The following is a 25,476-nucleotide window of genomic DNA, read 5'->3' on the forward strand; positions in this document are numbered from 1 at the left end:
TCCGCGGTATGCAGCTCGACCGCGCGATCGACGCCTACCTGAGGCACATCACGATCGAGCGCGGACTGTCCGAGCACACCGTCGGCGCCTACCGGCGCGACCTGGCCGCGTATTCGTCGTGGCTCGCCGAGCGGGCGGTGACCGACACCGGCGAGGTCACCACGGGGCTCGTGTCGGAGTTCGCCGCGGCGCGTGCGTCGGCAGAGCCGGCACCGGCAGCATCGAGCCTCGCTCGTCTGCAGTCGTCGGTGCGGGGGCTGCACCGCTTTCTCGCGCGCGAGGGCATCTCCTCCGACGACCCCACGGGCAGGCTCCGGCCGCCCAAGGCTCCGCAGCGACTGCCGAAGGCGCTGACGATCGACCAGGTCGAGCGGCTGCTCGATGCCTCCGGCCCCGCTCCGGGAGCGGCGACCGAGACCGATCTCGTCGCCCTGCGCGACCGGGCGCTGGTCGAGCTGCTCTATGCCACCGGAGCGCGCGTGTCGGAAGTCGTGCAGCTCGACGTCGACGACCTCGCGCAGGGCGAGATCGTGCGGGTGCGGGGCAAGGGCTCGAAGGAGCGCATCGTGCCGGTCGGCTCGTATGCCCGCGCCGCGCTCGAGGCCTACCTCACCCGCGCCAGGCCCGAGCTGTCGCGTCGGGGTCGCGCCACACCTCGGCTGTTCCTGGGGGCGCGGGGCGCTCCGCTGTCGCGGCAGAGCGCGTGGAAGGTGATCCAGGATGCCGCGGCCCGCGCGCAGCTGACCGCCCACGTCTCGCCGCACACGCTGCGCCACTCGTTCGCGACCCATCTGCTGCAGGGCGGCGCCGATGTGCGCGTCGTGCAGGAGCTGCTCGGCCATGCGTCGGTGGCGACCACGCAGATCTACACCCACGTGTCGGTCGATGCGCTGCGCGACGTGTACGCGACCTCGCACCCGCGCGCCCGATGACTAGAATCGGGTGACGACTGTGAGAAGGGCAGGAACGCCGGTGGCGGGCAGCAAGCGGGGTACGACGAAGTCGTCGGACGAGACCACGATGGGACCCACCGGTCGTCCGTACCACGGCTTTCCGACACCACCCAAGCTCGACGGCCACGGCCCCGCCCGCATCATCGCCCTGTGCAACCAGAAGGGCGGCGTCGGCAAGACCACGACGAGCATCAACCTGGCCGCGGCGCTGGCCGAGTACGGGCGCAAGGTGCTCGCCGTCGACTTCGACCCGCAGGGCGCGCTGTCGGCGGGCCTCGGGATCCCGACGCACGACGTGCCCACGATCTACGACCTGCTGCTGGACACCAAGCGCGACCCGCGCGAGGTGATCGTGCACTCGTCGGTCGAGAACCTCGACGTGATCCCGGCCAACATCGACCTGTCGGCCGCCGAGGTGCACCTGGTCAACGAGGTGGCGCGCGAGACGATCCTGGCCCGCGTGCTGCGCCAGGTCGCCGGCGACTACGACGTCATCCTCATCGACTGCCAGCCGTCGCTGGGCCTGCTCACCGTCAACGCGCTCACCGCGAGCCACGGTGTGCTCATTCCGCTGGAGTGCGAGTTCTTCGCCCTGCGCGGCGTCGCCCTGCTCATCGAGACGATCGAGAAGGTGCGCGACCGGCTCAACCCCGCGATCACCCTCGACGGGCTCCTCGCCACGATGTACGACCCGCGCACTCTGCACTCCCGCGAGGTGCTCGAGCGGGTCGTCGAGGCCTTCGGCGACGACGTGCTCGAGACGGTCATCGGGCGCACCGTCAAGTTCCCCGACGCGTCGGTGTCTGGGATGCCCATCACCGAGTTCGCGCCCGAGCACGCGGCCGCCCAGGCCTATCTGCGACTGGCGCGAGAGCTGGTCGCGCGTGGTGCCGTCGCCTGATCCGTCGAACGACGCGGATGCTGTCGCATCCGGTCCTGTCGAAGGGCGGTCCCTGAGCGAGCCCGAAGGGCGAGTCGAAGGGTTCCGCGTCTCGCTCGGCGTCTTCGACGGCCCGTTCGACCTGCTGCTCACGCTGCTGAGCAAGCACGAGCTCGACATCACCGACGTCGCCCTGTCGGCGGTGACCGGCGAGTTCATCGCGTACCTCGGCCAGGTGGAGTCCGACGAAGAGCTCGAAGAGGCCAGCGAGTTCCTCGTGGTGGCCGCGACCCTGCTCGACATGAAGGTCGCAGGTCTCCTCCCGCAGGGCGAGCTCGTCGATGCGGAGTCGGTCGCGCTGCTCGAGGCCCGCGATCTGCTGTTCGCGCGCCTGCTGCAGTACCGCGCGTTCAAAGAGGTGTCGGCGTGGTTCGCCCGGTGCCTCCAGCGCGAAGAGAGCAGGCACGCCCGCACCGTCAAGCTCGACGCGAAGTACCGCAACGCCGTGCCGGAGCTCGTCTGGAGCCTGTCGAAGGACGACTTCGCGGCGCTCGCACTCCTCGCCTTCGCGCCCAAGGAGATCCCGCACGTGGGGCTCGACCATCTGCATGCGCCGCTGGTCAGCATCCGCGAACAGGCCGCGGTCGTCGTGACACTGCTGCGCGATGCCGGCAGCCTGAACTTCCGAGAGCTCGTCGCAGGGGTCACCCAGCCCGGCATCGTCGTGGCGCGGTTCCTCTCGGTGCTCGAGCTCTATCGCCATGCCGCGCTGTCGTTCGAGCAGCTCGAGCCGCTCGGCGAACTCACCCTGCGCTGGACCGCCGACCGGTGGTCCGACGAGAATCTCGCGACCCTGGGGGCCGACTATGACCACTGACCGTTCGACAAGCTCAGTGACCGAGGCGGATGCTGCCACCACCGTCGCACAGAAGCTCGAGGCGATCCTGCTGATCGTCGAGGAGCCGCAGAGCCTCGTCGCGCTCGCCGCCGCCGTCGCCGCGCCGGTGCCGGCCGTGCGGCAGGCGATCGAGACGCTCGTGGCCGACTACGACGGTTCCGGCGGCGGGCCGCGGCGCGGCTTCGAGCTGCGCGAGGTCGGCGGCGGCTGGCGGCTGTACGCCCGCGAGGAGCACGACGAGATGATCAGCGAGTACGTCAACGCGCAGGCGCCCTCGCGCCTCTCGCAGGCGGCGCTGGAGACCCTGGCCGTCATCGCCTACAAGCAGCCGGTGACCCGCAGCCAGGTGGCATCCATCCGCGCGGTCAACGTCGACTCGGTGGTGCGGACCCTCCTCGCGCGCGGCCTCATCACCGAGCTGTTCACCGACAGCGAGACGGGGGCCATCAACTACGGAACGACGGATGCCCTGCTCGGCCACCTCGGCATCAACTCGCTCGACGAGCTGCCGCCGATCTCGCCGCTGCTCGATGACGGATCGGCCGGCTTCGACGGGGAGGTCGTGCGGTGACCCTTGGGCAGGCTCAGGGAGCCGACGACGAGGGCGTGCGGCTGCAGAAGGTGCTCGCGAACGCGGGCGTCGCGTCGCGTCGCGTGTCGGAGCAGCTGATCGTCGAGGGGCGCGTGCGCGTGAACGGCGTGGTCGTCACCGAGCTGGGCAGCCGCATCCGCCCCGAGAACGACCTCGTCGACGTCGACGGCGTCGCCGTGCAGCTCGATCAGTCCAAGCGCTACGTCATGCTCAACAAGCCCACGGGCGTGGTCAGCACCATGAAGGACGAGCACGGCCGTCCCGACCTGCGTCGCTTCACGAAGGACTGGCCCGAGCGCCTCTACAACGTGGGGCGCCTCGATGCCGAGACCAGCGGTCTGCTGGTGCTCACCAACGACGGCGAGCTCGCCCACGTGCTCGCGCATCCGTCGTTCGGGGTGACCAAGGTCTATATCGCCAAGGTCGACGGCCGGGTCACGCCGCAGACGGTCGCGCAGCTGACGAAGGGCATCGAGCTCGAGGACGGCCCCATCGCCGCAGACAAGGCGCGGCTGCTGGGCTCGGAGCGGGGTACGAGCCTCGTCGAGCTCACGCTGCACTCTGGACGCAACCGCATCGTCCGCCGCATGATGGCGGCGGTCGGCCACCCCGTCGTCGAGCTCGTGCGGCGCCAGTTCGGCCCGCTGCACCTGGGCACGCTCCCAGCGGGGCGGGCCCGCGAGTTGACTACAGTGGAACGTGGCGCTCTGCTGACTCTCGCGCGCCGTGACCCGGGGGACCAGGAGACACCGTGACCAGCATCGCCGACGCGCGCGCCGCAGGAGCACTGGCTGCACGCACGTCGGGGACGGTGCGGATCGTGGGCGCGGGCCTTCTGGGCTCGAGCATCGGGCACGCCCTCTCGCGCCTGGGCGTCGATGTCGCGCTCGCCGACGCCTCGCCCGCGCAGCTGCGCCTGGCCGTCGACTACGGCGCGGGTCGCCGGGAAGCCGACGGCGACGACCCCGCACTGATCGTGGTGGCCGTGCCGCCCGATGTGACCGCCGACGTCATCCAGCGTGAGCTCGCCGCCTACCCGAACGCCGTCGTCACCGACACGGCCTCGGTCAAGCTCGAGCCGCTGACGGCGCTGCGCGAGCGCGGGGTCGACCTCGCCAAGTACATCGGCTCCCACCCGCTCGCGGGCCGGGAGCGCGGCGGTGCCATCTCGGCGCGCGCCGACATCTTCATCGGGCGCCCCTGGGTCGTGTGCCGCGACGAAGAGACGGCGTCGGCCGACCTCGCGATCGTCGAGGGGCTCGCCCTCGACCTCGGCGCCACGCCCGTCGAGATGTCGCCCGACGAGCACGACCGGGCCGTCGCGCTCGTCTCGCACGTGCCGCAGCTGGTCGCGAGCCTGCTCGCCGGCCGGTTCACCGGGGCTCCCGACGAGTTCCTGGGGCTCGCCGGCCAGGGCGTGCGCGACACGACCCGCATCGCGGCATCGGCCCCCGAGCTGTGGGTGCAGATCCTCGGGGCCAATGCGCAGCCCGTCGTCGACGTGCTCGACGCGCTCGCCGTCGACCTGGCGTCGGTCGCCGACGCCCTGCGCGACCCCGACGCGCCCGGCTCGCGCCGGGCCGTCGCCGACACCATCCGCCGCGGCAACGACGGCGTGGGGCGCCTCCCGGGCAAGCACGGGCAGAAGCGCCGTTTCGAGCAGCTGGTCGTCATGGTCGACGACACCGCCGGCCAGCTCGGAAGACTGTTCGGCGAGCTCGGCGAGCTCGACGTGAACGTGGAAGACCTGCGCCTGGAGCACTCTCCCGGCGCCCAGTTCGGCCTCGCCGAGATCAGCGTCGTGCCCTCCGCCGTGGAGCGTGCCGTGCGGGGTCTCGAAGCACGCGGCTGGAAGATTGCGAGCACCACCAATGACTGACCCTTCGACAGGCTCAGGGACCGTGACAGGCTCAGGGACCGTGACAGGCTCAGGGACCGTGACAGGCTCAGGGACCGTGTTCGTCGTCGCGATCGACGGACCGGCCGGCAGCGGCAAGTCCAGCGTCTCGAAAGAGGTCGCGCGCCGCCGCGACTACGGCTACCTCGACACCGGCGCGGCCTACCGCGCCCTCGCGTGGCACGCGCTGGCGCACGAAGCCGACACATCGGATGCGGCATCCGTCATCGACATCCTCGGCGACTTCGACTACGCCATCTCGCTCGACCCCGACGCCTACTGGGTGCGCGTCGGCGACACCGATGTGACCGCCGCGATCCGCGAGACGCGGGTGGCCGAAGCCGTGAGCGGCGTCGCACGCGTGCCGGCGGTGCGCGAGGCGGCGAACCGGCTGTTCCGTCAGCTGATCGCCGAGTCGGGCCGGGCGGGAGTCGTCGTCGAAGGGCGCGACATCACGACGGTGGTCACCCCCGACGCCCCGGTGCGGATCCTGCTGACGGCGGCCCCCGAGGTGCGGGCGGCTCGGCGCAGCGCCGAGGTCACGACGCAGTCGGCGGCCGCGGTCGCCGAAGCGCTGCACCGACGCGACGCGGCCGACTCGACGGTCGTCGACTTTCTCACGGCGGCACCGGGCGTGACCGTCGTCGACACGACAGAACTCGACTTCGATCAGAGCGTGGATGCCGTGCTCGGCGTCATCGCCACGGTCGAGGAGCAGCAGACAGGAGCGACCCATGGGCGCTGAAGACGAAGAATACGAAGGCGGACCCGACCAGCTCGCCGAGAAGCTGGCCGACCTCGATGAGGAGCTGGCGGAGCAGCGCGCGCAGACCCTGCGCGCATCGCTGACCGACTACGAACTCGACGACGAGGACGCCGCGCTGCTTGCCGGCGTCGAGCTCGGCGAAGACGGCATCGAGTTCCTGCCCGCGCTTCCGGTCGTCGCGATCGTCGGGCGGCCGAACGTCGGCAAGTCGGCGCTGGTCAACCGCATCCTGGGTCGCCGTGAAGCGGTCGTCGAAGACACCCCCGGCGTCACTCGCGACCGTGTGACCTACAAGGCCGAGTGGATGGACCGGCGCTTCTCGCTCGTCGACACCGGCGGCTGGGAGCCCGATGCCAAGGGCATCGACAAGTCGGTCGCAGCGCAGGCCGAGGTCGCCATCGATCTGTCGGATGTCGTGATGTTCGTCGTCGACGCGATGGTGGGGGCCACCTCCACCGACGAGCACGTCGTGCGACTGCTGCGCAAGAGCGGCAAGCCCGTCTTCCTCGTGGCGAACAAGATCGACGACGCCCGCCAGGAGCCCGAGGCCGCCGCGCTGTGGAACCTGGGCCTGGGCGAGCCGCATCCGGTCTCCGCCATCCACGGCAGGGGAGTGGCCGACCTGCTCGACGCGATCATGAAGGTTCTTCCCGAGGTCTCGGCGGTGGCCAAGCAGGAGATCGGCGGGCCTCGCCGCGTCGCGATCCTCGGCCGGCCCAACGTCGGCAAGTCGTCGCTGCTGAACAAGGCCGCCGGCGAAGAGCGCGTCGTCGTCAACGAACTCGCGGGCACCACCCGCGACCCCGTCGACGAGATCGTGGAGCTCGGCGGCAAGCTGTGGCGCTTCGTCGACACCGCCGGCATCCGCCGCCGTGTGCACCTGCAGCAGGGCGCCGACTTCTACGCGTCGCTGCGCACGTCGGCCGCGCTCGAGAAGGCCGAGGTGGCCGTCGTCGTGCTCGACGTGAGCGAGACGCTCAGCGAGCAGGACGTGCGCATCATCGATCTCGTGCTCGAGTCGGGCCGCGCCCTCGTGCTCGCGTTCAACAAGTGGGACCGCCTGAACGACGACGACATGGAGAACGCCGATCGCCGGCGCTACCTCGAGCGCGAGATCGAGCAGGACCTCGCGCACGTCGCGTGGGCGCCCCGCGTCAACATCTCGGCCCGCACCGGCCGCCACCTCGACAAGCTCGTGCCCGCGCTCGAGCTGGCCCTCGAGTCGTGGGACCGCCGCATCCCCACCGGGAAGTTCAACGCGTTCCTCTCCGAGCTCGTCGCCGAGCACCCGCACCCGGTGCGCGGCGGCAAGCAGCCCCGCATCCTGTTCGGCACGCAGGCCTCGACCCGCCCGCCGACGTTCGTGCTGTTCACGACCGGGTTCCTCGACCCGGGCTACCGCCGCTTCATCCAGCGGCGCCTGCGTGAGCTCTACAGCTTCGAGGGCACGCCGATCGTCATCAACATGCGGGTGCGCGAGCGCCGCCAGCGCTGATTTTCGGGAACTCCTTCTGGGAGTTTTCCCGCATCCCTTGTGTGGTCAGACCACATGGTGCACAATAGAGGAAGGAAGAGGGCGAGAGACACGATCTCAGACCCGGCAGCAATGGTGCGGATACCGCATCCGCGCCGGGTTCGAGAGGAATCCCATGTCCACCCCCATCGATGTCCTGGTCGAGAAGGCGCAGAGCGCCCTGACCGAGTACGCATCATTCACGCAGGAGCAGATCGACCACATCGTGCGGAAGGCCTCGGTGGCGGCACTGCACAACCACGGTGAACTCGCCGTGATGGCCGTCGAAGAGACGGGCCGCGGCCTGTTCGAAGACAAGGCCGTCAAGAACATGTTCGCGTGCGAGCACGTCACGCACTCGATCATCAAGCAGAAGACGGTGGGTGTGATCTCGCATGACGAGATCACCGGCATCACCGAGATCGCCGACCCGGTCGGCGTCATCTGCGCCCTGACTCCCGTGACCAACCCCACCTCGACGACGATCTTCAAGTCGCTCATCGCGCTGAAGACCCGCAACCCCATCGTCTTCGGGTTCCACCCGTCGGCGCAGCGCTCGTCGGTGGCAGCCGCCACGATCGTCCGAGACGCGGCGATCGCCGCGGGCGCCCCGGCCGACTGCATCCAGTGGATCGAAGAGCCCTCGATGGAAGCATCCGGCGCCCTGATGAACCACCCGGGTGTCGCGCTCATCCTCGCCACGGGCGGCAACGCCATGGTGCGCGCCGCCTACTCGTGCGGCAAGCCCGCCCTCGGCGTGGGCGCCGGCAACGTGCCCGCCTTCATCGAGCGCACCGCCAAGGTCGGCCGCGCCGTCAACGACATCGTGCTGTCGAAGTCGTTCGACAACGGCATGGTCTGCGCGTCGGAGCAGGCCGTCATCCTCGACGCGCCGATCGCCGACGAGGCGCTCGCCGAGTTCGAGCGGCTGCACGCCTACCGCGTCAACGCCGACGAGAAGCGGATGCTGGAGGAGTTCATCTTCGGCGTCTCTGCCACCAGCGAGAACTGCGGCCTGGCCAAGCTCAACGCGAAGGTCGTCGGGCAGTCGGCGGTCTGGATCGCCGAGCAGTCGGGCTTCTCGGTGCCTGAGGACACCTCGATCCTGCTCGCCGATGTGGCGAGCGTCGGTCCGCAGGAGCCGCTGACCCGCGAGAAGCTGGCCCCCGTGCTCGCGGTGCTGCGCGCCGCGACCCCCGCCGAGGGCATCGACCTGTCGGCGCAGATGGTCGCCTTCGACGGCCTCGGCCACTCGGGCGCGATCCACTCGAACGACCCCGCGGTCGTCGCCGAGTTCGCAGAGGTCGTCAAGGCCGTGCGCATCATCGAGAACGCCCCGTCGGCCCTCGGCGGAATCGGCGACATCTACAACGCCTTCATGCCGTCGCTGACGCTCGGCTGCGGCTCATACGGGCACAACTCGGTGTCGAACAACGTGTCGGCCGTCAACCTGCTGAACGTCAAGCGCGTCGGGCGCCGCAACAACAACCTGCAGTGGTTCAAGGTGCCGGCCAAGACCTACTTCGAGCCGAACGCCGTGCGCTACCTCATCGACATGAAGGGCGTCGAGCGCGTCACGATCGTCACCGACGGCGGCATGACCCGCATGGGCTTCGTCGACAAGGTGATCGACGTGCTCAACCGCCGCCCCGGCCGTGTGCACCTGCAGATCATCGACAACGTGCTCCCCGAGCCGAAGCTGTCGGCCGTGCAGGCGGGCGCCGCGCAGATGCGCGAGTTCCAGCCCGACACGATCATCGCTCTCGGCGGCGGCTCGCCGATGGATGCGGCGAAGGTCATGTGGCTGCTCTACGAGAACCCCGACGTGCAGTTCAGCGACATGCGCGAGAAGTTCTTCGACGTGCGCAAGCGTGCGTTCAAGTTCCCCGACCTCGGCAAGAAGGCCAAGCTCGTCTGCATCCCGACCACGTCGGGCACCGGCAGCGAGATGACCCCGTTCGCCGTCATCACCGACGACGAGACCGGCATGAAGTACCCGCTGGCCGACTACGCGCTGACCCCCTCGGTCGCGATCATCGACCCGGTGCTGACCTCGGCGCTGCCCGCGTTCCTGGTCGCCGACGCCGGCTTCGACGCCCTCACGCACGCCACCGAGGCGTATGTGTCGGTGTACGCGAACGACTTCACCGACGGTCTGGCCCTGCACGCCATCAAGTTGATCTTCGAGAACATCGAGCGCAGCGCCAAGGCGCAGCCGGGCAGCACGGATCCTGCCGACAAGCTCGCCCGCGAGAAGATGCACAACGCGTCGTCCCTGGCCGGCATGTCGTTCGGCAACGCGTTCCTCGGGATCGTGCACGCCATGGCCCACGTCACGGGATCGAAGTTCCACCTCGTGCACGGCCGCACCAACGCGGTGTACCTGCCGCACGTCATCCGCTACAACGGCCGGGTGCCGTCGAAGCTCACCAGCTGGCCCAAGTACGAGCGCTACGTCGCCCCCGAGCGGTTCCAGCAGATCGCCGCGCACCTGGGCCTGCCGGCATCCACCCCTGAGGAGGGCGTCGAGAGCTACGCCGCCGCCGTGGAGCGTCTGCGCGACGCCGTCGGCATCGAGCGCTCGTTCCAGGAGCAGGGCGTCGCCGAGGCCGAGTTCATCGGCCGCCTCGACGAGCTCGCGATGGCCGCCTACGGCGACCAGTGCGCACCCGCCAACCCGCGGATGCCGATGCTCGCCGACATGAAGACGCTCATGGAGGCCGCCTACTACGGCACCTCGTTCGACGCCGTGCGCGCCCAGCGCGTGACCACGCACGAAGAGAGCGACGCCGTCACCGGCACCGTGAAGGTCGTCGCCCAGAAGGCCTGACCCCCCTCGGGCCTCACAGCCACGACGCGCCCGCTCCCGTTTCGGAGCGGGCGCGTCGTCGTGTGCCCGAGATCGGTTACGGTCACGACGCGCCGCGTGCGGGGAGCGGTCGCACGGCGCGTCGTGACCGTAAACGGAATGGGGCGCGGGGTCAGCGGATGGTGAACGAGGCGAAGCGGGTGCGGGGGATGCGGTCGAGCTGCGGCTCGGCGGCGGTCTGCCCGACCCGGGGCAGGGGAGAGCGGGCACCCGTCGCGCGGAAGCGCTGCACCGCCCACGACCGCACGCCGGCGTCGGCGAGGCGACAGCCGAGCTCGCCGAGCCCATGGTCGTCGATCGCGGCAGGATGCACCGTCGTGCGCACCTCGAACGCGAGCGGTCGGTCGGTGTGCTCGCGCAGCGCCTGGTTGCCGAGTACGAGCTCGAGCGAGCGCCAGGCGTTCGCGGCGCCGCCGGGGCGTCCGGTGACCCGGTCGTAGGCGGCATCCGTCGTCTTGATATCGAGCCCCACCCAGTCGAGCTGCGGCAGCAGGCGCCCGAGCGCTGCCGGGTAGGCGCCGCCGGTGTGCAGCCCGACGGCGAAGCCGAGGTCGCGCACGCGCGAGACCGCGTCGCCCAGGCCCGGCTGCATCGTCGGCTCGCCGCCCGAGAAGACGACGGCGTCGAGCAGCCCGACGCGGCTGCGGGCGAACTGCTCGACCTGCTCCCAGGCGATCGCGCCGTCGGTGCGCGGGTCGATGAGGGAGGGGTTGTGGCAGTAGAAGCAGTCCCACGGGCAGCCCTGCAGAAAGATCGTGGCCGCCAGGCGGCCGGGCCAGTCGACGCTCGACAGCCGAGAGAGGCCCGCGATGCGGAGGCTTTCGGCTGCGGGCGCCGCGCGGGCGGGGCCGAGGTTGGCGGCGGCCATGTCAGGCGGCCTTGCCCTGATCGAAGTACACCCGCTCGGCGGCCTCTCCCTGCTTGCCGATGTTGAACGAGCTCATCGGGCGGAAGTAGCCCATCACGCGAGTCCACACCTCGCAGGCCGCACCGCAGTCGGGGCAGGCCGCGTGCTCGCCCGAGCGGTAGCCGTGCGCGGGGCAGATCGAGAAGGTCGGGGTGATCGTGAGGTAGGGCAGCCGGAATCGCTCGAGCGACCGCCGCACGAGCTGCTTGCAGGCCGTGGCCGAGGCGAGGGCCTCGCCCATGTAGAGGTGCAGCACGGTGCCGCCGGTGTACTTCTGCTGCAGCGGCTCCTGCAGCTCCATGGCCTCGAAGGCGTCGTCGGTGTAGCCGACCGGCAGCTGCGATGAATTCGTGTAGTACGGATGCTGCGCCGTGCCGGCCTGCCGGATGCCCGGGAACCGCGCCCGATCCTCCTTGGCGAACCGATACGTCGTGCCCTCGGCGGGCGTCGCCTCGAGGTTGTACATGCTGCCGGTGGATTCCTGGAACTCCACCATGCGCGCGCGGACGTGGTCGAGCAGCCGCTCCGCGATCGCCCTCCCCGTCGACGTCGTGATGTCGTCGGCGTCGCCGGTGAGGTTGCGCACGAACTCGTTGAGGCCGTTGACCCCGATCGTCGAGAAGTGGTTGTCGAGCGTGCCGAGGTAGCGCTGCGTGTAGGGGAAGAGCCCGTGCTCCATGTGATGGGAGATGACGGCGCGCTTGGCCTCGAGGGTGTCCCGGGCGAGCTCGAGCAGTGCGTCGAGGCGGTGGAGCGCAGCATCCTCATCTCCCGTGTGCACGAAGCCGAGCCGCGCGCAGTTGATCGTGACGACGCCGAGCGAGCCGGTCTGCTCTGCCGAGCCGAACAGGCCGTTGCCGCGCTTGAGCAGTTCGGTGAGGTCGAGCTGCAGGCGGCAGCACATCGAGCGGATCATGCCGGGGTCGAGGTCGGAGTTGACGAAGTTCTGGAAGTAGGGGAGGCCGTACTTCGCGGTCATCGCGAAGAGGTCGTCGACGACGGGGCCGTCCCAGTCGAAGTCGCGCGTGATGTTGTAGGTGGGGATGGGAAAGGTGAAGGCGCGGCCGTCGGCGTCGCCGGTGGTCATCACCTCGATGAACGCGCGGTTGATCACCTCGCGCTCTGCCGTGAGCTCGCCGTAGGTGAACGGCTGCACGGCTCCGCCGATGAGCGGATGCTGCGGCGCGAGGTCGTCGGGGCAGGTCCAGTCGAAGGTGAGGTTGGTGAAGGGGGTCTGGGTGCCCCAGCGGCTCGGAACATTGAGGTCGTAGACGAACTCCTGCATCCCCTGCAGCACCTGCTCGTAGGAGAGGCCGTCGAGGCGCACGAAGGGGGCGAGGTAGGTGTCGAACGAGCTGAACGCCTGAGCGCCCGCCCACTCGTTCTGGAGGGTGCCGAGGAAGTTGACCATCTGGCCGAGGGCCGTGGAGAGGTGCTTCGGCGGCCGCGACGAGATCCTCCCAGGCACCCCGTTGAAGCCCTGTTCGAGGAGCATCCGCAGCGACCAGCCGGCGCAGTAGCCGGCGAGCATGTCCAGGTCGTGGATGTGCAGATCACCCTCGCGGTGGGCACCGCCGGCTTCGGGGGAGTAGACCTCGTCGAGCCAGTAGTTGGCCACGAGCTTGCCCGACGCGTTGAGCATGAGTCCGCCGAGCGAGTAACCCTGGTTGGCGTTCGCGTTGACGCGCCAGTCGCCGCGCGAGAGGTATTCGTCGATCGTGTCGGCGACGTGCACGGTGCCGTTCATGGTTCTCCTTCGGGCGGCGGGGGATTGTTGTCTGACCACAATATGTGGGGCCTCCGACATTCGTGAAGGCCAGATGTGGCGTGTCGCGGATGTGGTCGGTCCACAGCGGCTGTGACAGGGTGGAGGCGTGACGATCGAGCCCCCAGCGCCCGGTGAGCCGCGCCGCCCGCTCGGGCCGCGCGATCCCGGTGATGCGTGGGTCGTGAGAGGCGACGGCACGCGGTATTGGGGGCGGTTCGGTGCCGCGGGGCTGCTGGCGATCGATGCGGACCGCGGTGTGCTGCTGCAGCACCGGGTGGCGTGGAGCCACCACGGCGACACGTGGGCGCTCCCCGGCGGTGCGCGCCACGAGGGCGAATCGGCGTGCGACGGGGCGCTGCGCGAGGCCGCGGAGGAGGCCGGCGTGCCCGCGGGTGCCGTGCGGCCGCGCCTGCTGAGCGTGCTCGACCTCGAGGTCTGGACCTACGCGACGCTCGTGGCCGATGTCGTGGCGCCGTTCGAGCCGGTGATCAGCGACCCCGAGAGCCGCGAGCTGGCATGGGTGCCGGTGGATGCCGTCGAGTCGTACCTGCTGCATCCGGGGTTCGCCGCGTCCTGGCCGGCGCTGCGCTCACTGCTGGCGGTGCGACCCGCCGTCGTCGTCGACGTCGCCAACGTGATGGGCGCCGTGCCCGACGGGTGGTGGCGCGATCGCGCAGGGGCGGCGGAGCGCCTGATCGCGCGGCTGACGGCGCTCGCCGAGGTCGGGGTCAGTGCCGAGCGCATCGGCCTGCCCGCCGACACGTGGTTTCCGCAGTGGCTGGCGGTGGTCGAGGGGCAGGCGGCGCGAGTGGCGTCGGGTGGCGCGGTCGAGGTGGTGGCCGCGCCGGGTTCGGGCGACGATGAGATCGTCGCTCAGGCCTCCCGGCTGGCGTCGGCAGGGCGCACGGTGACGGTGGTCACGAGCGACCGCGAGCTGGCTCGACGCGTGACGGATGCGGGCGCCACGGCGCGCGGAGCGCGCTGGCTGCTCGACCAGCTGCCGGCGTAGGTCACTCTCGCCCGCGGAAGCGGTCGATCTCGCGGCGCTCGCGCTTGGTGGGGCGCCCCGCGCCGCGGTCGCGCGCGGCGACCTGTGGCACGGTCTCGCGCGGCGGAGTGCGGTCGTCGACGGCCTCGGCGGCGAGCACGGCGCCGACACGCTTGGCGATGGGCTGACGGACGACCAGGATGCGGTCGAATCCGGCGATCCGCACGCGCAGCTCGTCGCCCGGCCGCACCTGCTGCGCGGCCTTGGCCTTCTCACCGTTCGCACGAACATGCCCGGCGCGGCATGCAGTGGTCGCGGCGGAGCGGGTCTTGTAGACGCGCACCGCCCACAGCCACGAGTCGACGCGCACGGCGCCGGTCACGCCGGCACCGCCCTCGACGCATCGGTGCAGGTGCGGGTGCGCAGCGCGCTGACGGAGCCGGCGGCGATGAGCCCCTGGCCCAGGCAGTAGGTCACCATGACGAGCGGGCTCGTCCAGTCGGGCATCGCGTCGGGAAGGAACAGGCGGAACGCGAGCACCGAGTCGGAGGTGAGGAAGAAGACGCTGCCGGCGACCACGAGCGGGTGGCAGCGGGATGCGGCGACCGCGGTGCCGCCCAGCACGAGACCGTAGACGGCCACGGCGATCGTGAGGCCGCCCAGGTGCGGCCAGAGCACCGCGAGCAGCACGCCCCACCACAGCGCGTACACGATCGACCAGGCCGGGAGTCGGCGCTGGGCGAGGTGGCCCGTGAACAGCACGATGTAGCAGACGTGGGCGAGTCCGAAGAAGAGCATCATCATCGGGATCGTCGGCAGGAACGGCACGAAGGTGCCCGCGCCGTCGCCGAGCCACGACAGGGCGATGGCCGCGAGCAGCAGCGCGGTCGCCGCACCGGGCGTCGCGCGCAGGCTCCATGCCACCGCGGCGGCCAGCAGCGGCATGAGCAGCAGCTTGGTGGGTGCCGCGACGGCGTCGGCATTGGCCGAGAGGGCGACCACGTGGATGATCGAGACCAGCGTGTAGGGGATGAACGCGAGCCACAGCCTGTGCATGATCCTCCTCGTCGCGGATGGGCAGCACCCATCGTCGCACGCCGCGTCGTCGCGAGGCGTCAGAGGTCGAGGCCGACGATCACGCGTGTCGGCTTGTGGCGGGCGACCTCGCGGAATCCCGCGGCCTCGAAGGTCGACAGCGCGCCGTGGAAGAGATCGTTCGACGAGACCTTCTCGCCCGCGTCGGTGTCGATGGGGTAGCCCTCGACGTAGCGGGCGCCGTGATTCTTCGCGAAGGCCACAGCGGCCTCGAGCAGTGCGGCGTTGAGTCCTTGGCCTCGGTGCTCTCTGCGCACCGAGAAGCAGCTGACAGCCCACACGTTGGGGTCGTCGAAGGGCTCGGGGGAGTTCTGCGCGTAGGCGCGCGTGCGCGCGAGTCGGGGCTGGGCGGTGCGCGGTGCGACCTTCACCCACCCGGCGGCCTCGCCGTCGACGTAAGCGATGAGCCCGGGTGCGAGGGTCTGCTCGTGCTGCTCGCGCAGCAGTTCGACGCGTTCCGACCGCGTGGTTGCGTCGAACTGCGCGCCGGTCAGCATCCACCACTGGCATTGACAGCTGCCGCCGTCGCCGCCGCCGGTGAGGGTGAGCTCGGTGTCGTCGAAGCGGGAGGGCGTCGCTGGTTCGATCGTGATCGTCGACATGGCGGCGACGCTACTCCCGGGCGCCGACAGCGCCAAGCGTGGTTCGCGAGTGGCCTGCGGAGCGGGTAGGATAGGGGAGTTGTCCGCGTGCGGACGATGAACAACGGGATGTGGCGCAGCTTGGTAGCGCACTTGACTGGGGGTCAAGGGGTCGCAGGTTCAAATCCTGTCATCCCGACAGAAAAGGCCGTCGGCAATACTGATTGCAAACGGCCGGAAGATGAGAAGGGCACCTGCCTCGCGCAGGTGCCCTTCTCGTTTCTCCCCGTAGCCCGTCCTGCTGCGCGTCGGTGGCGCGTAAGGCATCTCGCGGCGTAATCGTTACACCGCGCGCCCACGCGGGTCGGTACCGTGACGCCATGACCCAGTTCGCGCCGACGCCACCCTGGCCCCCAGCGGTCCCGCCGCCGGCCACCGGCATCGGGCGTACGGTCGTTGCGACCACCTTCGTCGGGCTCGCAGCGGCCGTGACCTTTCTCTCAGCATCCATGTTCACGTGGTCGTTCGTCGCGGCCGCCTCAGACCCGGTCGAGGGATACGTGGTGGTCTTTCCGCTGCTGTTCGGGCTCGTCGTTGCGGTCCCGGCTGTGGTGTTGGCGCTCATCGCACTCGTGGTCGCCGTTGCTGCGCCGATGCCACGGGTTCCTCGCATCGTGATCCTGAGCGCTTCGGCCTTCATGATCATCGTGAACGTGCTGATGCCCGTTCTGCTCTTCTGGTACCTGACCGGTCCTTGAGGGCCCTCGCCGCGTCGGTCGCGCTGCCGAGCATTCGCACAGCGGCCCACCGAAGCGGGGCGGTGAGCCGGGAATGGACTCACCAGGGCTTTGTCGTTCGTCGGTGCGCCCGACCTCAGTCCAGGAACGAGTCAGGGTTGAACTCGTCGATGGGGATGATGCGGATGCGGGGGAGGGGCGAGTCGAAGACCCGTCCGTCGTATTCGAGGTCGAACTTCTCGAGGCCGGAGATCGAACTGAAGCCGGCATTGCGGAACTCGGAGAAGGCGACGATCCCCACCCGGCGCGGCGGCGCGATGAGGGCCGAGAGGTCTTCGATGAAGTCGCCGTCGTGGCTGACCAGGAGCACGTCGGCGGGCCGCGAGGCGATGGCGCGAAGTGTCCGTTGAATCGCGATGTCGACGACCTTTTCATCGGCATCGCCCGACAGCGGCACGACGAGGTAGTCCATCGCCTTCAGCGCTTGCACGAACGGCATCGGGATGCCGGCGGAGGCGTTGAGGAAGAACACACCGCGTGCGGGCTGCGCCCATGTCTTCTGCGCGAACGTGATCAGCCGGTCCCAGCGCGGCCTCTCGTCGGGCTGGGGGCGCCGATTCAGGATCGATCCACCCAGGGTCGCGTCGATGTTCTCGCCGTCGATGAGAAGCCATGTGGTTCGAGATCCTGCGTCTGACATCCGTCTCCTTCGATCCGCCTCTTCGAATCCTAAGCGGCCGGTGTCTCGCCGGGTGGCTCGGATGACGGCGCCACCCTTGCCCGTCGATCCGGTCAGGCGGCCGCGCCTCTTCGAGAGTCCCCGTCGACGTGCTATGTTTTGAACATGTTCGAAAATGACTCCGAGCTGGACGGCGACTCGAATCCTCCGCTGACACCGAAAGCGGCTCGCACTCGTACCGCGATTCGGGATGCTGCCCTCCGGTCGTTCCGCGAGCACGGGTTCGAAGCCACCTCGATGCGCAAGGTGGCCGCCGACGCGGGCGTCTCGGTCGGAAATGCCTACTACTACTTCCCGACGAAGACGCATCTGGTGCAGGAGCTGTATGTGGAGGTGCAGGAGGCGCACCGCGACGCCGTGACGCCCCTGCTTGCCAAGACCGCGGACCTGACCGATCGCCTGGGCGTCGTCTTCCGTTGTGGGCTCGATCAGTTGGCGCCGTTCCACGGGTTCGCACCGAGCTTTCTCGGTGCGATGATCGCTCCGGAGTCGCCGCTGAACCCCCTGTCTTCCGAGTCCGGTCCTGCTCGCGACATCACAGTCGGGTTGTTCCGAGACGCTGTGACCGGAGCGAAGAATCCGTTGCCGGCGGAGTTCGCCGCACGTGTGCCTCAGGCGCTGTGGCTCGCCTACCTCCTGCTGAGTCTCTACTGGAGTTACGACCGCAGCGCGGGGCAGGCACGCTCCTTCACGCTGCTCGACCTGGCGTTGAGGCTTTTCAAGCTCGGACTCCCGCTGACGCGGATGCCCCTCGTGCGGGGTCCGCTGCTCCAGCTGCTCGACCTGGTGGGGCAGGTGGGCAAGTGAGCGCCGTCGCGGACTCCCGTCCGTTGTCGTCTCCACGAACGCTCGAGCGACCGATGGCGTTCACCCGGCGCGAGTTCGCCTACGGCGCGTGGTGCGCCTGGCTGTTCTTCCAATGCGCCGGCGCGCTCGCCGTGTTCACCACAGGCGTGATCGTCACCCTTCCCAGTGGCGGGGCCGCAAGCTCTGGATCGGTCGTGTCCGGAGCCTTCATGATCTCCGTCATGGGCGGGACTGTGGGCCTGACGGCGAGCACGATCTCGACCCTCCTCGGTTCGCCGTTGGCCTGGCTCCTCGGGGTCTCGCTCCGCAGCATTCGCTCCGAGCGCCTCCACCTGCTCTCGTTCGCGATCCTCGGCGCGGGAGTGGGCGTGGCGACACTGTGGGCCGTTTCGATCGTGCTGCCGCTTCCGGCACTGGACGGCCTCTGGGTCGCTCTGGTCGTTTGCGGGGGCGTCGCCGTTCCGTTCGGTCAGCACAAGGCTCTCCGCCGAGCACGCCGAGCCGACCTCGCCGCCGAGCACTGACGCCGAGCCACTTCCCAGGTGGGCGCGGTATGCTGTTCGGGATAGGCGAACTTCTCATTCGTCTCGCCCCGGCTGTGTGGTAACGGTCGGGGCTTTCTCTTTGCGTGACGTGACCCGTGGGGCGTAGCCGGCGGTCAGTCGGATGACTCGGGCGCGGCGTCGAGCATCCAGGCGGTGACCGCGACAGTGGAGCCCTCGACGATGTCGAGATCGATCGGCCACGACCCGCGAGGCATTCCCGCCGTCGGTGCGGCGTAGACGGTCTTCGTCACGAGCGCTCCGTGCGGCGACGCGGCATCCCATCCGAGCACCGTCACCGCGTAGCCTCCGGCAGGGATCTCGATGCGTTGGGAACCGGGGTCGTGCGTCATGAAGGATCCGCCGTGCTCGATGGTCACGTCGAGCAGGTGCTGATTCTGGTCGCCGAAGGCCACATCGGGGTATCCCTCGATCACGCACGATTCGTCCGAGAAGTTCATGAGTCGAATCGTCATGGCGCGGTGTCCCGTCGCCGCGTCGGGCTCACCCTTGAGCACCGTCGCCTTGTCGGGCGTGCACCACTCGGGATCCAGGGCCGCGGAAGCGGCGTCAACCCTGTCGGGAACCGGCACACCGGATGCCTCGGGGTCGGGGAGAGCGCCGAAGGTCGTGGCAGCCTCGGCCTCCTGCCGCGCCGCGACCTCGGCCTCGATGGCGGCGGTGCGCGCAGCGTCGGACGCCAGACCGCTCAACAGCACGGCGACGACAGAGACGGATGCTGCGGGCGCAAGCCACCTCGGTCGGTTTCGCGGTGTCGCCGGTCGGCCGTCATATCCCGGCACGTGCGCGGGAGTGCGGGCCACGAGGCCCACCATCCATCCGACTCCCAGGCCCCAGAGGGCGCCGGAGGCCGCGGCCGCGCCGAAGTCGCCGACCAGCAGGCCGCGAAGTCCGAAGTCGCCGATGGAATCCGCTGCGGCGGCGAGGTCGAGAGCGAGCCCCACCACGGCCCCCGCTGCCACCGTCGCGAACCACGCCGGAACGAACATCTCCGTGCCGCGTGCGGTGATCGAGATGAGCGAGGCGTGCACGAGTGCGATCGAGACTGCGCCGACGAGCAGACCGAGCATCACCCAGATGCTGCTCTCGGTCCCCATGAGTTGCGACGGCACCACCTCGGGGACGAGGCCTGCGAGCTGGACGGCCGATCCCTGCAGCTGCGAGAGGAGCCAGCGTCCGACGGCGAACAGCAGCCACAGGGCCGCTGCGAGCGCGCTCGAGGCGAACTGGCGGCGATTGATCGAGGAGCTCATCACGTCTCATCCTGTCCCATCGGCTGCGCCGCTCGTGCCCTTGTCGTGGGGCGGTGTGCGACGCCGTCGTCTGGCACCAGGGTCGCCAGGGCCACGGAGGCCGCGACCCAGCCGGTCAGAACGGGGGTGGGGGGTCGGGTGGGTCGCCGGGTGGTGCGTCGGCTTGCATGGTGGTGAACATGAGGGTGCGGGCGGGGGTGTCGGGGTAGGTGCGTCCGGTGGGGCTCGTCCACTCGAGCACACCGCCGGGCAGCTGTTGCACTTTCCATGCGGTGTGGTGTTTGAGGATGTGGTGCCCTTCGCAGAGGTGGGCGAGGTTGCAGGCTTCGGTGCGCCCGCCTTCGACGTGGGCGAAGGTGTGGTCGAGGTCGCAGCGCCAGACGGGTTGGCGGCATCCGGGGAATCGGCAGTGTTCGTCGCGGGCGGCGAGCAGTCGCCGCAGCGAGGCGGGCGGGCGGTATTGGTCGATCGCGCGGACGCAGCCGGTGCCGTGATCGGTGAACAGTCGCATCCAGACGTGGGCGTGACCGGCGAGGCGGCGGGCGGTGTCGGGGTCGATGGGGCCGTGTCCGATGAGTTCGGCGGGTTCGTCGCCCTGGCCGGTGAGGGTCGATGCCGGCACGGTGATCTGCACGCGGGCGTGGATGGCCTGCGCTTCGGGCACCGACGCGTCCGACACGGCCGCCGTCGCGTGGCCGGTGAGCAGCGTGTCGGCGAGCACGTCGGCGCGTACCTCGCTGAGAGTGCGAGTGTCGCGGGTGGGTTCGGACGACCTGTCCGTGCCGCCGATGCCGTCGGTGCCGCCGGCCCCGCCTCCGCCACCGTCGCCGTCGCCGTCGAGCGCATCGAATCCCTCGAGTGTGTCGGCGCCGGTGCCGGCAGCATCCGTCTTGCGTGCGTCGATGACGGCTTTGGCTTGTTGGGTGAGGCGGTCGAAGATGCCGTGTGGATGACGGTGGGTTGCAGGCTCCACAGTTCGCTCATGCCGTCGTCACCGTCGCGCAGTCGCACGTCGCGGTCGCGGCGGGCGAGGTCGTGGTGTTCCTGCAGAGGGATCGGATCGATGCGCTGGGCGAGCATCCGCAGCAGCGGACGCGCCCGCCCCGGGGTCTCCCTCCGGCAGATGCCCAAAGCCTTCTGCTCGAACTCGGCCCGTGCCTTCGGGTGGGCGATCCGCGACCCCGTGTCGAGGATCGCGACGATGTGTCCGCGTTCGATCTGGCCACCGGCGAGAGCTCGGAGGGTTTCGGGGAAGTCGTCGGCGAGCATCGCGGCCTCGGCGAGCCGTGCCTGGATCGTGCGGTCCGAGGCCCGCACCGCACACGCGAGCTCCGCGGCGATCTCCCGCAACGGCAGATCGATCCTCCCCGCATCCCCCGATCGTGCGCGGCGCACGATCGCCAGGTTCATCGCCTCCGATAGCGCCACCGACTCCGCCGCCTCGGCCGCGGCCTTCGCCTTCCGCGCCTCGACCACCCGGGTCGTGAGCTCATCGAGCAGCCGCGCCTCATCATCGGAGAACCCGGGAGCGGGTGTCGGTTCGGTCGAACTGGTCATGACTCCAGTCTGCCGAGTACCTCCGACATTCCCCGCAGAACAAACCCCAGATCAAACCTCGAAACTGTGGACAACGTTCAATGGCCATCTCGTGGGGACGAACCATTGAACTGCCCTAGCCTCGAAGGAAGCCAAGAGGGCCCTCAAACTTACGCCTGAAGGCCAGAGCAAGAGCAATCAGGTGAGCACGAAGCCGCGGCGCCTTTCGTCCACTACGGAATCGACGTGAAGCAGGCGATGCGGTTCGAGCCTCGCCAGCGAGAGGGGCTCTGGTGTGTCGAACTCGATGCACTGACGTATGTGTACGGCAGTGGTGGTCGCAACCAGTCGTGACCGGTTAGTTTCGACGCCAGCTCCCGCCCCCGTCAGTGAGCAGCCGCGGGGGTAGCCAAAGAGTGGCCTGCGCGATGTGGCGCATCGGTGAGGCTCTCCGGCGTTTCATTCGGCCCTGATGCCCGCGGCATCCTCATCAGGATGGTTCTGTGCGATCAGAGTGATGTACTCCAGCGCCTCAAGGTCGGCACCACCGAGGCGCCCATGGTTGGCGTGTCGCCGCAAGGTTGCCAAGGCGACGTCTATCGACCGGCGGGCGTCAGCGGAACTGCGTAGGCGCCGTTCGTTGTTGCGTGTGTTCTCGGTAGCCGCCGACCATTCGACCGCCGCCTCGAGCGTCGAGAACTCTCGACGAACGGAGTGCCCGCTGTCGAGGAGGACCGACGCGCACCACTTGCCCGATTCAAGCTGTCTCAGTGCGCTCAATAGTTCTTGCTCTTGCTCTGGCGCTCGGATGATGTGTCGTGAACTTCGCTCACCCACTGTCCTGTATCGGAGTGGAAGACGGGCATGCCGAGGCGATGGGAGAGGTCCCGTGCCTGGTCCAGAGTCGTTGGCGTCTCTAGAACGAGGAGTCGGTCAGGGACATCTTCCCGCTGTCCGCGCCTCGCTCTGGTTCGTATCAGTGGAGTCCAGATCTCGGTCAGCCAGGGCGACAGGATGCCGATCGCGAAGCTGCTCATGATCTCGTAGGCATCGGGGTCGTAGGCCCCATTGCGACCCGCTCGATGTCCTTCGATATCGAGAACGAGCGTTCGCGGTCGTCCCGGGTGCTTCAGGGCGGATTCCCTTACGACGGCGAAGACCATCTCGGCGGTCTCCTCGAATGCCTCATCAGCACGCATCACGTGGAAGAGCAGGATCGTGGGCCTATTGGCGCGCGTGCCTTCGTCGATCGCAATCTCCATCGGACTAACCCTTCTCTCCGCCTGGCTGGAACTCTGCGTCTTCGACCTCGGCCGACCACGTGTGCCAGGCGCGATGCCTCCCCATCTGGTCGATGACGAGCAGTTTCGCGACGAGAATGCGTGCAATGGGAGACAGGGACTGCCATTTCTCCTGCACGACGACCCAACGGAGGTGCGTCAGGAGCCAATGCGGGTACTCTCTGGGCGCGCCATCGGCCAGGATCTGCCGCTTCATCTCGCTCGGTGGAACGAGTTCCTCTCCGACTTCTTCGAATCCCGCTGCCACGGCGATGAGCGGCCAGCTCAGCAATGGAACCCGGTCCTTGAGATCATGACAATTGACGCAGGTCGGGACTGTTCCTTCGCCGCCGAAGGTCCACTGGAGAGGGAAGTGGTCGTGCTCGTGCCGGGACGACAGGTACATCTCGCAGTAGAAGCAGCGATCGCACCCCCAGTGGCGAGTCCGAGGGCGTGCTCGCGTCATCTCTTCAGTCCTCCCGATCTGCAAGTGAGGTGAACGTAGCGCAACTCACAACGCCGCCGGCCAGTATCCTCTAGTCATGCCCGCCGAGACTGAGTACGCGCGAGCCCTGCGTGCAGCACTCAGTGCGAACCATCTCGCGCTCAGCAGCATCCTCGCTCGTCACGGCGCGGCCAATCCGCGCCTCTTCGGCTCGGTGGCGCGAGGTGACGCGGGCATTGATAGTGACGTCGACTTGTTCGTCGACCTCGATCCCAGCGGCGGCAATCCGCTGCTTCGCGTCGCGGGTATCGGCGAGGAACTCAGCCGCCTTCTCGGAGTCCGAGTGGATGTGGTCGCGGAAGAGTTGTTACGCGATCCGGTCTCTACGACCGTGCGGCGCGACCTGGTCGCGTTGTGAGTCGGTCTTCGGACGAGCGCTTCGCCGACATCCTTGCGGCGATCGAAAGGTGCCTGGGATACAGGAGATTTCTGGATGGCGCCGATCCGTTGATCGCGAGAATGGCCTACGACGCCGTGTTGCGAAACCTCGCGGTGATCGGTGAAGCAGTCCGTGCGCTTCCCGACGACGATCTCGCGTCAATGGCCGACGTCCCGTGGGTGTCGATCGCGGGTCTGCGCAATGTGGTGGTGCATGAGTATTTCCGCGTCCAGCCTGCGCTCGTCGTCGAGATCCTCGACGACGAACTGGTCCCGCTGGCTGCGGCGATTCGCGCACATCGCGCTTGATCGCCCGGAGCCGGCGTCGAGGAATCCGGCAGCCCGCCCTCACGCCCGCGCGGCGATCGAGGCCGCATCGAAGCCGGCCGGCAGCGCGCCGTACAGGCCGCCGACGCCGTCGACGAGTCGCGCCGCGACGAACCCGTCGGCCACGGCCGCCGGCGCGAAGCGCACGAGCAGCGAAGCCTCCAGTGCCAGTGCGAGCGTCGAGACCAGCTCGCGCGCACGGGTCTCGGGTGCGGCATCCGTCGCGACGTCGCGCACCAGCATCCGCGCACGATCGAGAAAGGCATCGAGCCGCCGGTCGCCTCCGCGCGCGAGCGACAGCTCGGCGTCGAACGCCTCGAACGCTTCGGGTTCGCGCGCGAGGGCCCGAAGCACATCGAGCGCGATGACGTTGCCCGACCCCTCCCAGATCGCCATGACCGGCTGCTCGCGGTAGCGCATCGCGAGGGGGAACGCCTCGGTGTAGCCGTTGCCGCCGAGGCACTCCATCGCCTCGTACGCGTGCCCAGGGCCGCGCTTGCAGATCCAGTACTTCGCCACGGCGGTCGCGAGTCGGCGGAACGCGACCTCGTCGGGCGATGCGTCGAGGTCGTACGCCCTGGCGAGCCGCAGTGCGGTCGCCGTGGCGGCCTCGGTCTCGAGCTGCAGATCGGCGAGCACGCCGACCATCGCCGGCTGTTCGCTCAGCAGCGCGCCGAAGGCGCGGCGGTGGCGCGCGTGCCACGCGGCCTCGGCGACCGCCTGACGCATGCCGGCGGCAGTCCCCAGCACGCAGTCGAGCCGCGTGCCGGCGACCATGTCGATGATCGTGCGCACGCCTCGCCCCTCGTCGCCGACGAGAGAGCCGATCGCATCGTCGTACTCGACCTCGCTCGACGCGTTCGCGCGGTTGCCCAGCTTGTCTTTCAGCCGCTGCAGACGGATGCCGTTGCGTCGCCCGTCGACGACGCCCGGCACGAGGAAGCACGAGAGGCCGCCCGGGGCCTGCGCGAGCACGAGGAAGGCATCCGACATCGGCGCCGAGCAGAACCACTTGTGCCCGCTCAGCGCATACCGGCCGTCGCCGACGGGGCGCGCCACCGTGGTGCCCGCGCGCACATCCGAGCCGCCCTGCTTCTCGGTCATCGCCATGCCGAACAGCGCGCTCGTCTTGCCCGGCCGCAGCGCCGGATCGTACGTCGTGCTCAGCCCGCGGGGCAGCCATTCGGCGCCGACCCCCGGATGCTGCTGCAGCACCGGCACGACGGCGTGGGTCATCGAGATCGGGCAGGCGTGCCCGGGCTCGACCTGCGCGTAGAGCATGAACGTCGCCGCACGCGCGACGTGCGCGCCGGGCCGCGGGTCGGCATCGGCGGCGGTGTGCGCCCCGTCGGCGACGGCCGCCGCGATGACCCGGTGGTAGCTCTCGTCGTACTCGACCTCGTCGATGCGATGCCCGTATCTGTCGTGGGTGTGGAGCACCGGCTCTGCGCGGTTCGCCCGCGCGGCGTCGTGCTGAAAGGCCTCGGTGCCGACGCGCTGGCCCGTCAGGTGCAGGCGATGGTGCGCCCAGCCGGCGTCGTGCCGCTCGACCGCCTCGACGAGGGCGGCATTCTCGGCGTACTCGTCGAGGCCCGTGCGCGGGGGAGCCTGGTTCACCACATCGTGAGTGCTCATCGCGCCCAT

The 25,476-nt window shown here is 69.3% G+C and carries 27 protein-coding genes, 1 tRNA gene and 1 pseudogene; 16 read left to right on the top strand and 13 right to left on the bottom strand.

What is annotated here, in order from left to right; genetic code table 11:
- Positions 1–8: 8 nt before the first annotated feature.
- The 9 genes from xerD (at position 9) to adhE (ending at position 10,329) form a co-directional block, all read left to right on the top strand.
- Entirely contained in the window at positions 9–932 is a 924-nt protein-coding gene (gene xerD / locus OAW74_RS13225) for a site-specific tyrosine recombinase XerD (RefSeq protein WP_262874837.1), read from the top strand.
- Positions 933–1,020: 88 nt separating this feature from the next.
- The gene (locus tag OAW74_RS13230) at positions 1,021–1,854 is read left to right on the top strand and encodes a ParA family protein (protein ID WP_262874965.1); all 834 of its coding nucleotides are present in this window, start codon (positions 1,021–1,023) and stop codon (positions 1,852–1,854) included.
- A complete protein-coding gene (locus OAW74_RS13235; RefSeq protein WP_378734004.1) occupies positions 1,838–2,710 on the top strand; it encodes a segregation and condensation protein A in 873 nt (290 codons plus the stop codon). The genes OAW74_RS13230 and OAW74_RS13235 overlap by 17 nt, the downstream gene beginning before the upstream one ends.
- The gene (scpB, locus tag OAW74_RS13240) at positions 2,700–3,302 is read left to right on the top strand and encodes an SMC-Scp complex subunit ScpB (RefSeq protein WP_262874838.1); all 603 of its coding nucleotides are present in this window, start codon (positions 2,700–2,702) and stop codon (positions 3,300–3,302) included. The genes OAW74_RS13235 and scpB overlap by 11 nt, the downstream gene beginning before the upstream one ends.
- Positions 3,299–4,078 carry a pseudouridine synthase gene (locus OAW74_RS13245; protein WP_262874839.1) on the top strand — a complete coding sequence of 260 codons (780 nt, stop codon included), beginning with the start codon at positions 3,299–3,301 and terminating at the stop codon, positions 4,076–4,078. Before scpB ends, OAW74_RS13245 begins: the two co-directional genes overlap by 4 nt.
- A 5-nt stretch (positions 4,079–4,083) precedes the next feature.
- A complete protein-coding gene (locus OAW74_RS13250) occupies positions 4,084–5,202 on the top strand; it encodes a prephenate dehydrogenase (protein WP_262874967.1) in 1,119 nt (372 codons plus the stop codon).
- Positions 5,203–5,260: 58 nt separating this feature from the next.
- On the top strand, positions 5,261–5,965 hold the full coding sequence (gene cmk, locus OAW74_RS13255) for a (d)CMP kinase (RefSeq protein ID WP_262874840.1): 705 nt from the start codon (positions 5,261–5,263) through the stop codon (positions 5,963–5,965).
- Positions 5,955–7,481: a ribosome biogenesis GTPase Der gene (der, locus tag OAW74_RS13260; protein WP_262874841.1), complete on the top strand. Its 1,527-nt coding sequence runs from the start codon at positions 5,955–5,957 to the stop codon at positions 7,479–7,481. Before cmk ends, der begins: the two co-directional genes overlap by 11 nt.
- Before the next feature lie 154 nt (positions 7,482–7,635).
- A complete protein-coding gene (gene adhE / locus OAW74_RS13265; protein WP_262874842.1) occupies positions 7,636–10,329 on the top strand; it encodes a bifunctional acetaldehyde-CoA/alcohol dehydrogenase in 2,694 nt (897 codons plus the stop codon).
- A gap of 151 nt (positions 10,330–10,480) precedes the next feature.
- Here adhE and OAW74_RS13270 read toward each other — a convergent pair whose 3' ends face one another.
- Positions 10,481–11,236 (bottom strand): anaerobic ribonucleoside-triphosphate reductase activating protein, encoded by a 756-nt coding sequence (locus OAW74_RS13270; RefSeq protein WP_262874843.1) that lies wholly within the window; start codon positions 11,234–11,236, stop codon positions 10,481–10,483.
- Position 11,237: 1 nt separating this feature from the next.
- A complete protein-coding gene (locus tag OAW74_RS13275) occupies positions 11,238–13,082 on the bottom strand; it encodes a ribonucleoside triphosphate reductase (RefSeq protein ID WP_262874844.1) in 1,845 nt (614 codons plus the stop codon).
- Positions 13,083–13,149: 67 nt separating this feature from the next.
- On the opposite strand from OAW74_RS13275, the gene OAW74_RS13280 reads away from it, so the two are divergent.
- Positions 13,150–14,052, top strand: coding sequence for an NUDIX domain-containing protein (locus OAW74_RS13280; RefSeq protein WP_262874845.1), 903 nt, complete (start codon positions 13,150–13,152; stop codon positions 14,050–14,052).
- Position 14,053: 1 nt separating this feature from the next.
- Here the strand turns inward: OAW74_RS13280 and OAW74_RS13285 are convergent, their stop codons facing one another.
- The 3 genes from OAW74_RS13285 to OAW74_RS13295 are packed head-to-tail and all read right to left on the bottom strand — an operon-like array spanning position 14,054 to position 15,728.
- A complete protein-coding gene (locus tag OAW74_RS13285) occupies positions 14,054–14,413 on the bottom strand; it encodes an RNA-binding S4 domain-containing protein (RefSeq protein ID WP_262874846.1) in 360 nt (119 codons plus the stop codon).
- Positions 14,410–15,087, bottom strand: coding sequence for a lysoplasmalogenase (locus OAW74_RS13290; RefSeq protein ID WP_262874847.1), 678 nt, complete (start codon positions 15,085–15,087; stop codon positions 14,410–14,412). The genes OAW74_RS13285 and OAW74_RS13290 overlap by 4 nt, the downstream gene beginning before the upstream one ends.
- 59 nt (positions 15,088–15,146) lie before the next feature.
- Positions 15,147–15,728, bottom strand: a complete 582-nt coding sequence (locus OAW74_RS13295; protein ID WP_262874848.1) for a GNAT family N-acetyltransferase — start codon at positions 15,726–15,728, stop codon at positions 15,147–15,149.
- A gap of 104 nt (positions 15,729–15,832) precedes the next feature.
- On the opposite strand from OAW74_RS13295, the gene OAW74_RS13300 reads away from it, so the two are divergent.
- Positions 15,833–15,906 (top strand) — tRNA-Pro (locus OAW74_RS13300).
- 181 nt (positions 15,907–16,087) lie between these two features.
- The gene (locus OAW74_RS13305) at positions 16,088–16,465 is read left to right on the top strand and encodes a hypothetical protein (protein ID WP_262874849.1); all 378 of its coding nucleotides are present in this window, start codon (positions 16,088–16,090) and stop codon (positions 16,463–16,465) included.
- A 115-nt stretch (positions 16,466–16,580) separates the two neighbouring features.
- Here the strand turns inward: OAW74_RS13305 and OAW74_RS13310 are convergent, their stop codons facing one another.
- Positions 16,581–17,144: an NYN domain-containing protein gene (locus OAW74_RS13310; RefSeq protein WP_262874850.1), complete on the bottom strand. Its 564-nt coding sequence runs from the start codon at positions 17,142–17,144 to the stop codon at positions 16,581–16,583.
- Between the two features lie 144 nt (positions 17,145–17,288).
- Between OAW74_RS13310 and OAW74_RS13315 the strand changes: the two genes are divergently transcribed.
- Positions 17,289–17,990: a TetR/AcrR family transcriptional regulator gene (locus OAW74_RS13315; RefSeq protein ID WP_262874968.1), complete on the top strand. Its 702-nt coding sequence runs from the start codon at positions 17,289–17,291 to the stop codon at positions 17,988–17,990.
- Between the two features lie 53 nt (positions 17,991–18,043).
- Positions 18,044–18,514 (top strand): hypothetical protein, encoded by a 471-nt coding sequence (locus OAW74_RS13320; protein WP_262874851.1) that lies wholly within the window; start codon positions 18,044–18,046, stop codon positions 18,512–18,514.
- A 134-nt stretch (positions 18,515–18,648) separates the two neighbouring features.
- On the opposite strand, the gene OAW74_RS13325 is transcribed toward OAW74_RS13320, so the two are convergent.
- The 6 genes and pseudogenes from OAW74_RS13325 to OAW74_RS13350 all read right to left on the bottom strand — a co-directional run bounded on the left by OAW74_RS13325 (position 18,649) and on the right by OAW74_RS13350 (position 23,028).
- The gene (locus OAW74_RS13325; protein WP_262874852.1) at positions 18,649–19,806 is read right to left on the bottom strand and encodes a DUF4232 domain-containing protein; all 1,158 of its coding nucleotides are present in this window, start codon (positions 19,804–19,806) and stop codon (positions 18,649–18,651) included.
- A 115-nt stretch (positions 19,807–19,921) separates the two neighbouring features.
- Entirely contained in the window at positions 19,922–20,779 is an 858-nt protein-coding gene (locus OAW74_RS13330; protein ID WP_262874853.1) for an HNH endonuclease, read from the bottom strand.
- A 59-nt stretch (positions 20,780–20,838) separates the two neighbouring features.
- Positions 20,839–21,363, bottom strand: a pseudogene (locus OAW74_RS15535) (hypothetical protein); the annotation flags it as partial.
- A 438-nt stretch (positions 21,364–21,801) separates the two neighbouring features.
- Entirely contained in the window at positions 21,802–22,122 is a 321-nt protein-coding gene (locus OAW74_RS13340; RefSeq protein WP_262874855.1) for a hypothetical protein, read from the bottom strand.
- A complete protein-coding gene (locus OAW74_RS13345; RefSeq protein ID WP_262874856.1) occupies positions 22,119–22,604 on the bottom strand; it encodes a hypothetical protein in 486 nt (161 codons plus the stop codon). The genes OAW74_RS13340 and OAW74_RS13345 overlap by 4 nt, the downstream gene beginning before the upstream one ends.
- Before the next feature lie 4 nt (positions 22,605–22,608).
- On the bottom strand, positions 22,609–23,028 hold the full coding sequence (locus tag OAW74_RS13350; RefSeq protein ID WP_262874857.1) for a hypothetical protein: 420 nt from the start codon (positions 23,026–23,028) through the stop codon (positions 22,609–22,611).
- A gap of 136 nt (positions 23,029–23,164) precedes the next feature.
- Here OAW74_RS13350 and OAW74_RS13355 point away from each other — a divergent pair, with 136 nt between their 5' ends.
- Complete coding sequence (locus OAW74_RS13355) at positions 23,165–23,485, top strand: nucleotidyltransferase family protein (RefSeq protein WP_262874858.1); 321 nt, start codon at positions 23,165–23,167, stop codon at positions 23,483–23,485.
- Entirely contained in the window at positions 23,482–23,814 is a 333-nt protein-coding gene (locus OAW74_RS13360) for a HepT-like ribonuclease domain-containing protein (protein ID WP_262874859.1), read from the top strand. Before OAW74_RS13355 ends, OAW74_RS13360 begins: the two co-directional genes overlap by 4 nt.
- 39 nt (positions 23,815–23,853) lie before the next feature.
- Here OAW74_RS13360 and OAW74_RS13365 read toward each other — a convergent pair whose 3' ends face one another.
- Positions 23,854–25,467 carry an acyl-CoA dehydrogenase family protein gene (locus OAW74_RS13365; protein WP_262874860.1) on the bottom strand — a complete coding sequence of 538 codons (1,614 nt, stop codon included), beginning with the start codon at positions 25,465–25,467 and terminating at the stop codon, positions 23,854–23,856.
- Positions 25,468–25,476 lie beyond the last annotated feature (9 nt).

The organism is Microbacterium fluvii (assembly GCF_025515205.1).
Classification (GTDB): Bacteria; Actinomycetota; Actinomycetes; order Actinomycetales; family Microbacteriaceae; genus Microbacterium; species Microbacterium fluvii.

Coding starts and splice junctions, on each gene's coding strand:
- xerD (WP_262874837.1), top strand. CDS start 9: ATGCAGCTCGACCGCGCGATCGACGCCTACCTGAGGCACATCACGATC.
- OAW74_RS13230 (WP_262874965.1), top strand. CDS start 1,021: ATGGGACCCACCGGTCGTCCGTACCACGGCTTTCCGACACCACCCAAG.
- scpB (WP_262874838.1), top strand. CDS start 2,700: ATGACCACTGACCGTTCGACAAGCTCAGTGACCGAGGCGGATGCTGCC.
- der (WP_262874841.1), top strand. CDS start 5,955: ATGGGCGCTGAAGACGAAGAATACGAAGGCGGACCCGACCAGCTCGCC.
- adhE (WP_262874842.1), top strand. CDS start 7,636: ATGTCCACCCCCATCGATGTCCTGGTCGAGAAGGCGCAGAGCGCCCTG.
- OAW74_RS13270 (WP_262874843.1), bottom strand. CDS start 11,236: ATGGCCGCCGCCAACCTCGGCCCCGCCCGCGCGGCGCCCGCAGCCGAA.
- OAW74_RS13275 (WP_262874844.1), bottom strand. CDS start 13,082: ATGTCGGAGGCCCCACATATTGTGGTCAGACAACAATCCCCCGCCGCC.
- OAW74_RS13290 (WP_262874847.1), bottom strand. CDS start 15,087: ATGCACAGGCTGTGGCTCGCGTTCATCCCCTACACGCTGGTCTCGATC.
- OAW74_RS13295 (WP_262874848.1), bottom strand. CDS start 15,728: ATGTCGACGATCACGATCGAACCAGCGACGCCCTCCCGCTTCGACGAC.
- OAW74_RS13305 (WP_262874849.1), top strand. CDS start 16,088: ATGACCCAGTTCGCGCCGACGCCACCCTGGCCCCCAGCGGTCCCGCCG.
- OAW74_RS13310 (WP_262874850.1), bottom strand. CDS start 17,144: ATGTCAGACGCAGGATCTCGAACCACATGGCTTCTCATCGACGGCGAG.
- OAW74_RS13315 (WP_262874968.1), top strand. CDS start 17,289: ATGTTCGAAAATGACTCCGAGCTGGACGGCGACTCGAATCCTCCGCTG.
- OAW74_RS13320 (WP_262874851.1), top strand. CDS start 18,044: ATGGCGTTCACCCGGCGCGAGTTCGCCTACGGCGCGTGGTGCGCCTGG.
- OAW74_RS13325 (WP_262874852.1), bottom strand. CDS start 19,806: ATGAGCTCCTCGATCAATCGCCGCCAGTTCGCCTCGAGCGCGCTCGCA.
- OAW74_RS13345 (WP_262874856.1), bottom strand. CDS start 22,604: ATGGAGATTGCGATCGACGAAGGCACGCGCGCCAATAGGCCCACGATC.
- OAW74_RS13350 (WP_262874857.1), bottom strand. CDS start 23,028: ATGTACCTGTCGTCCCGGCACGAGCACGACCACTTCCCTCTCCAGTGG.
- OAW74_RS13355 (WP_262874858.1), top strand. CDS start 23,165: ATGCCCGCCGAGACTGAGTACGCGCGAGCCCTGCGTGCAGCACTCAGT.
- OAW74_RS13365 (WP_262874860.1), bottom strand. CDS start 25,467: ATGAGCACTCACGATGTGGTGAACCAGGCTCCCCCGCGCACGGGCCTC.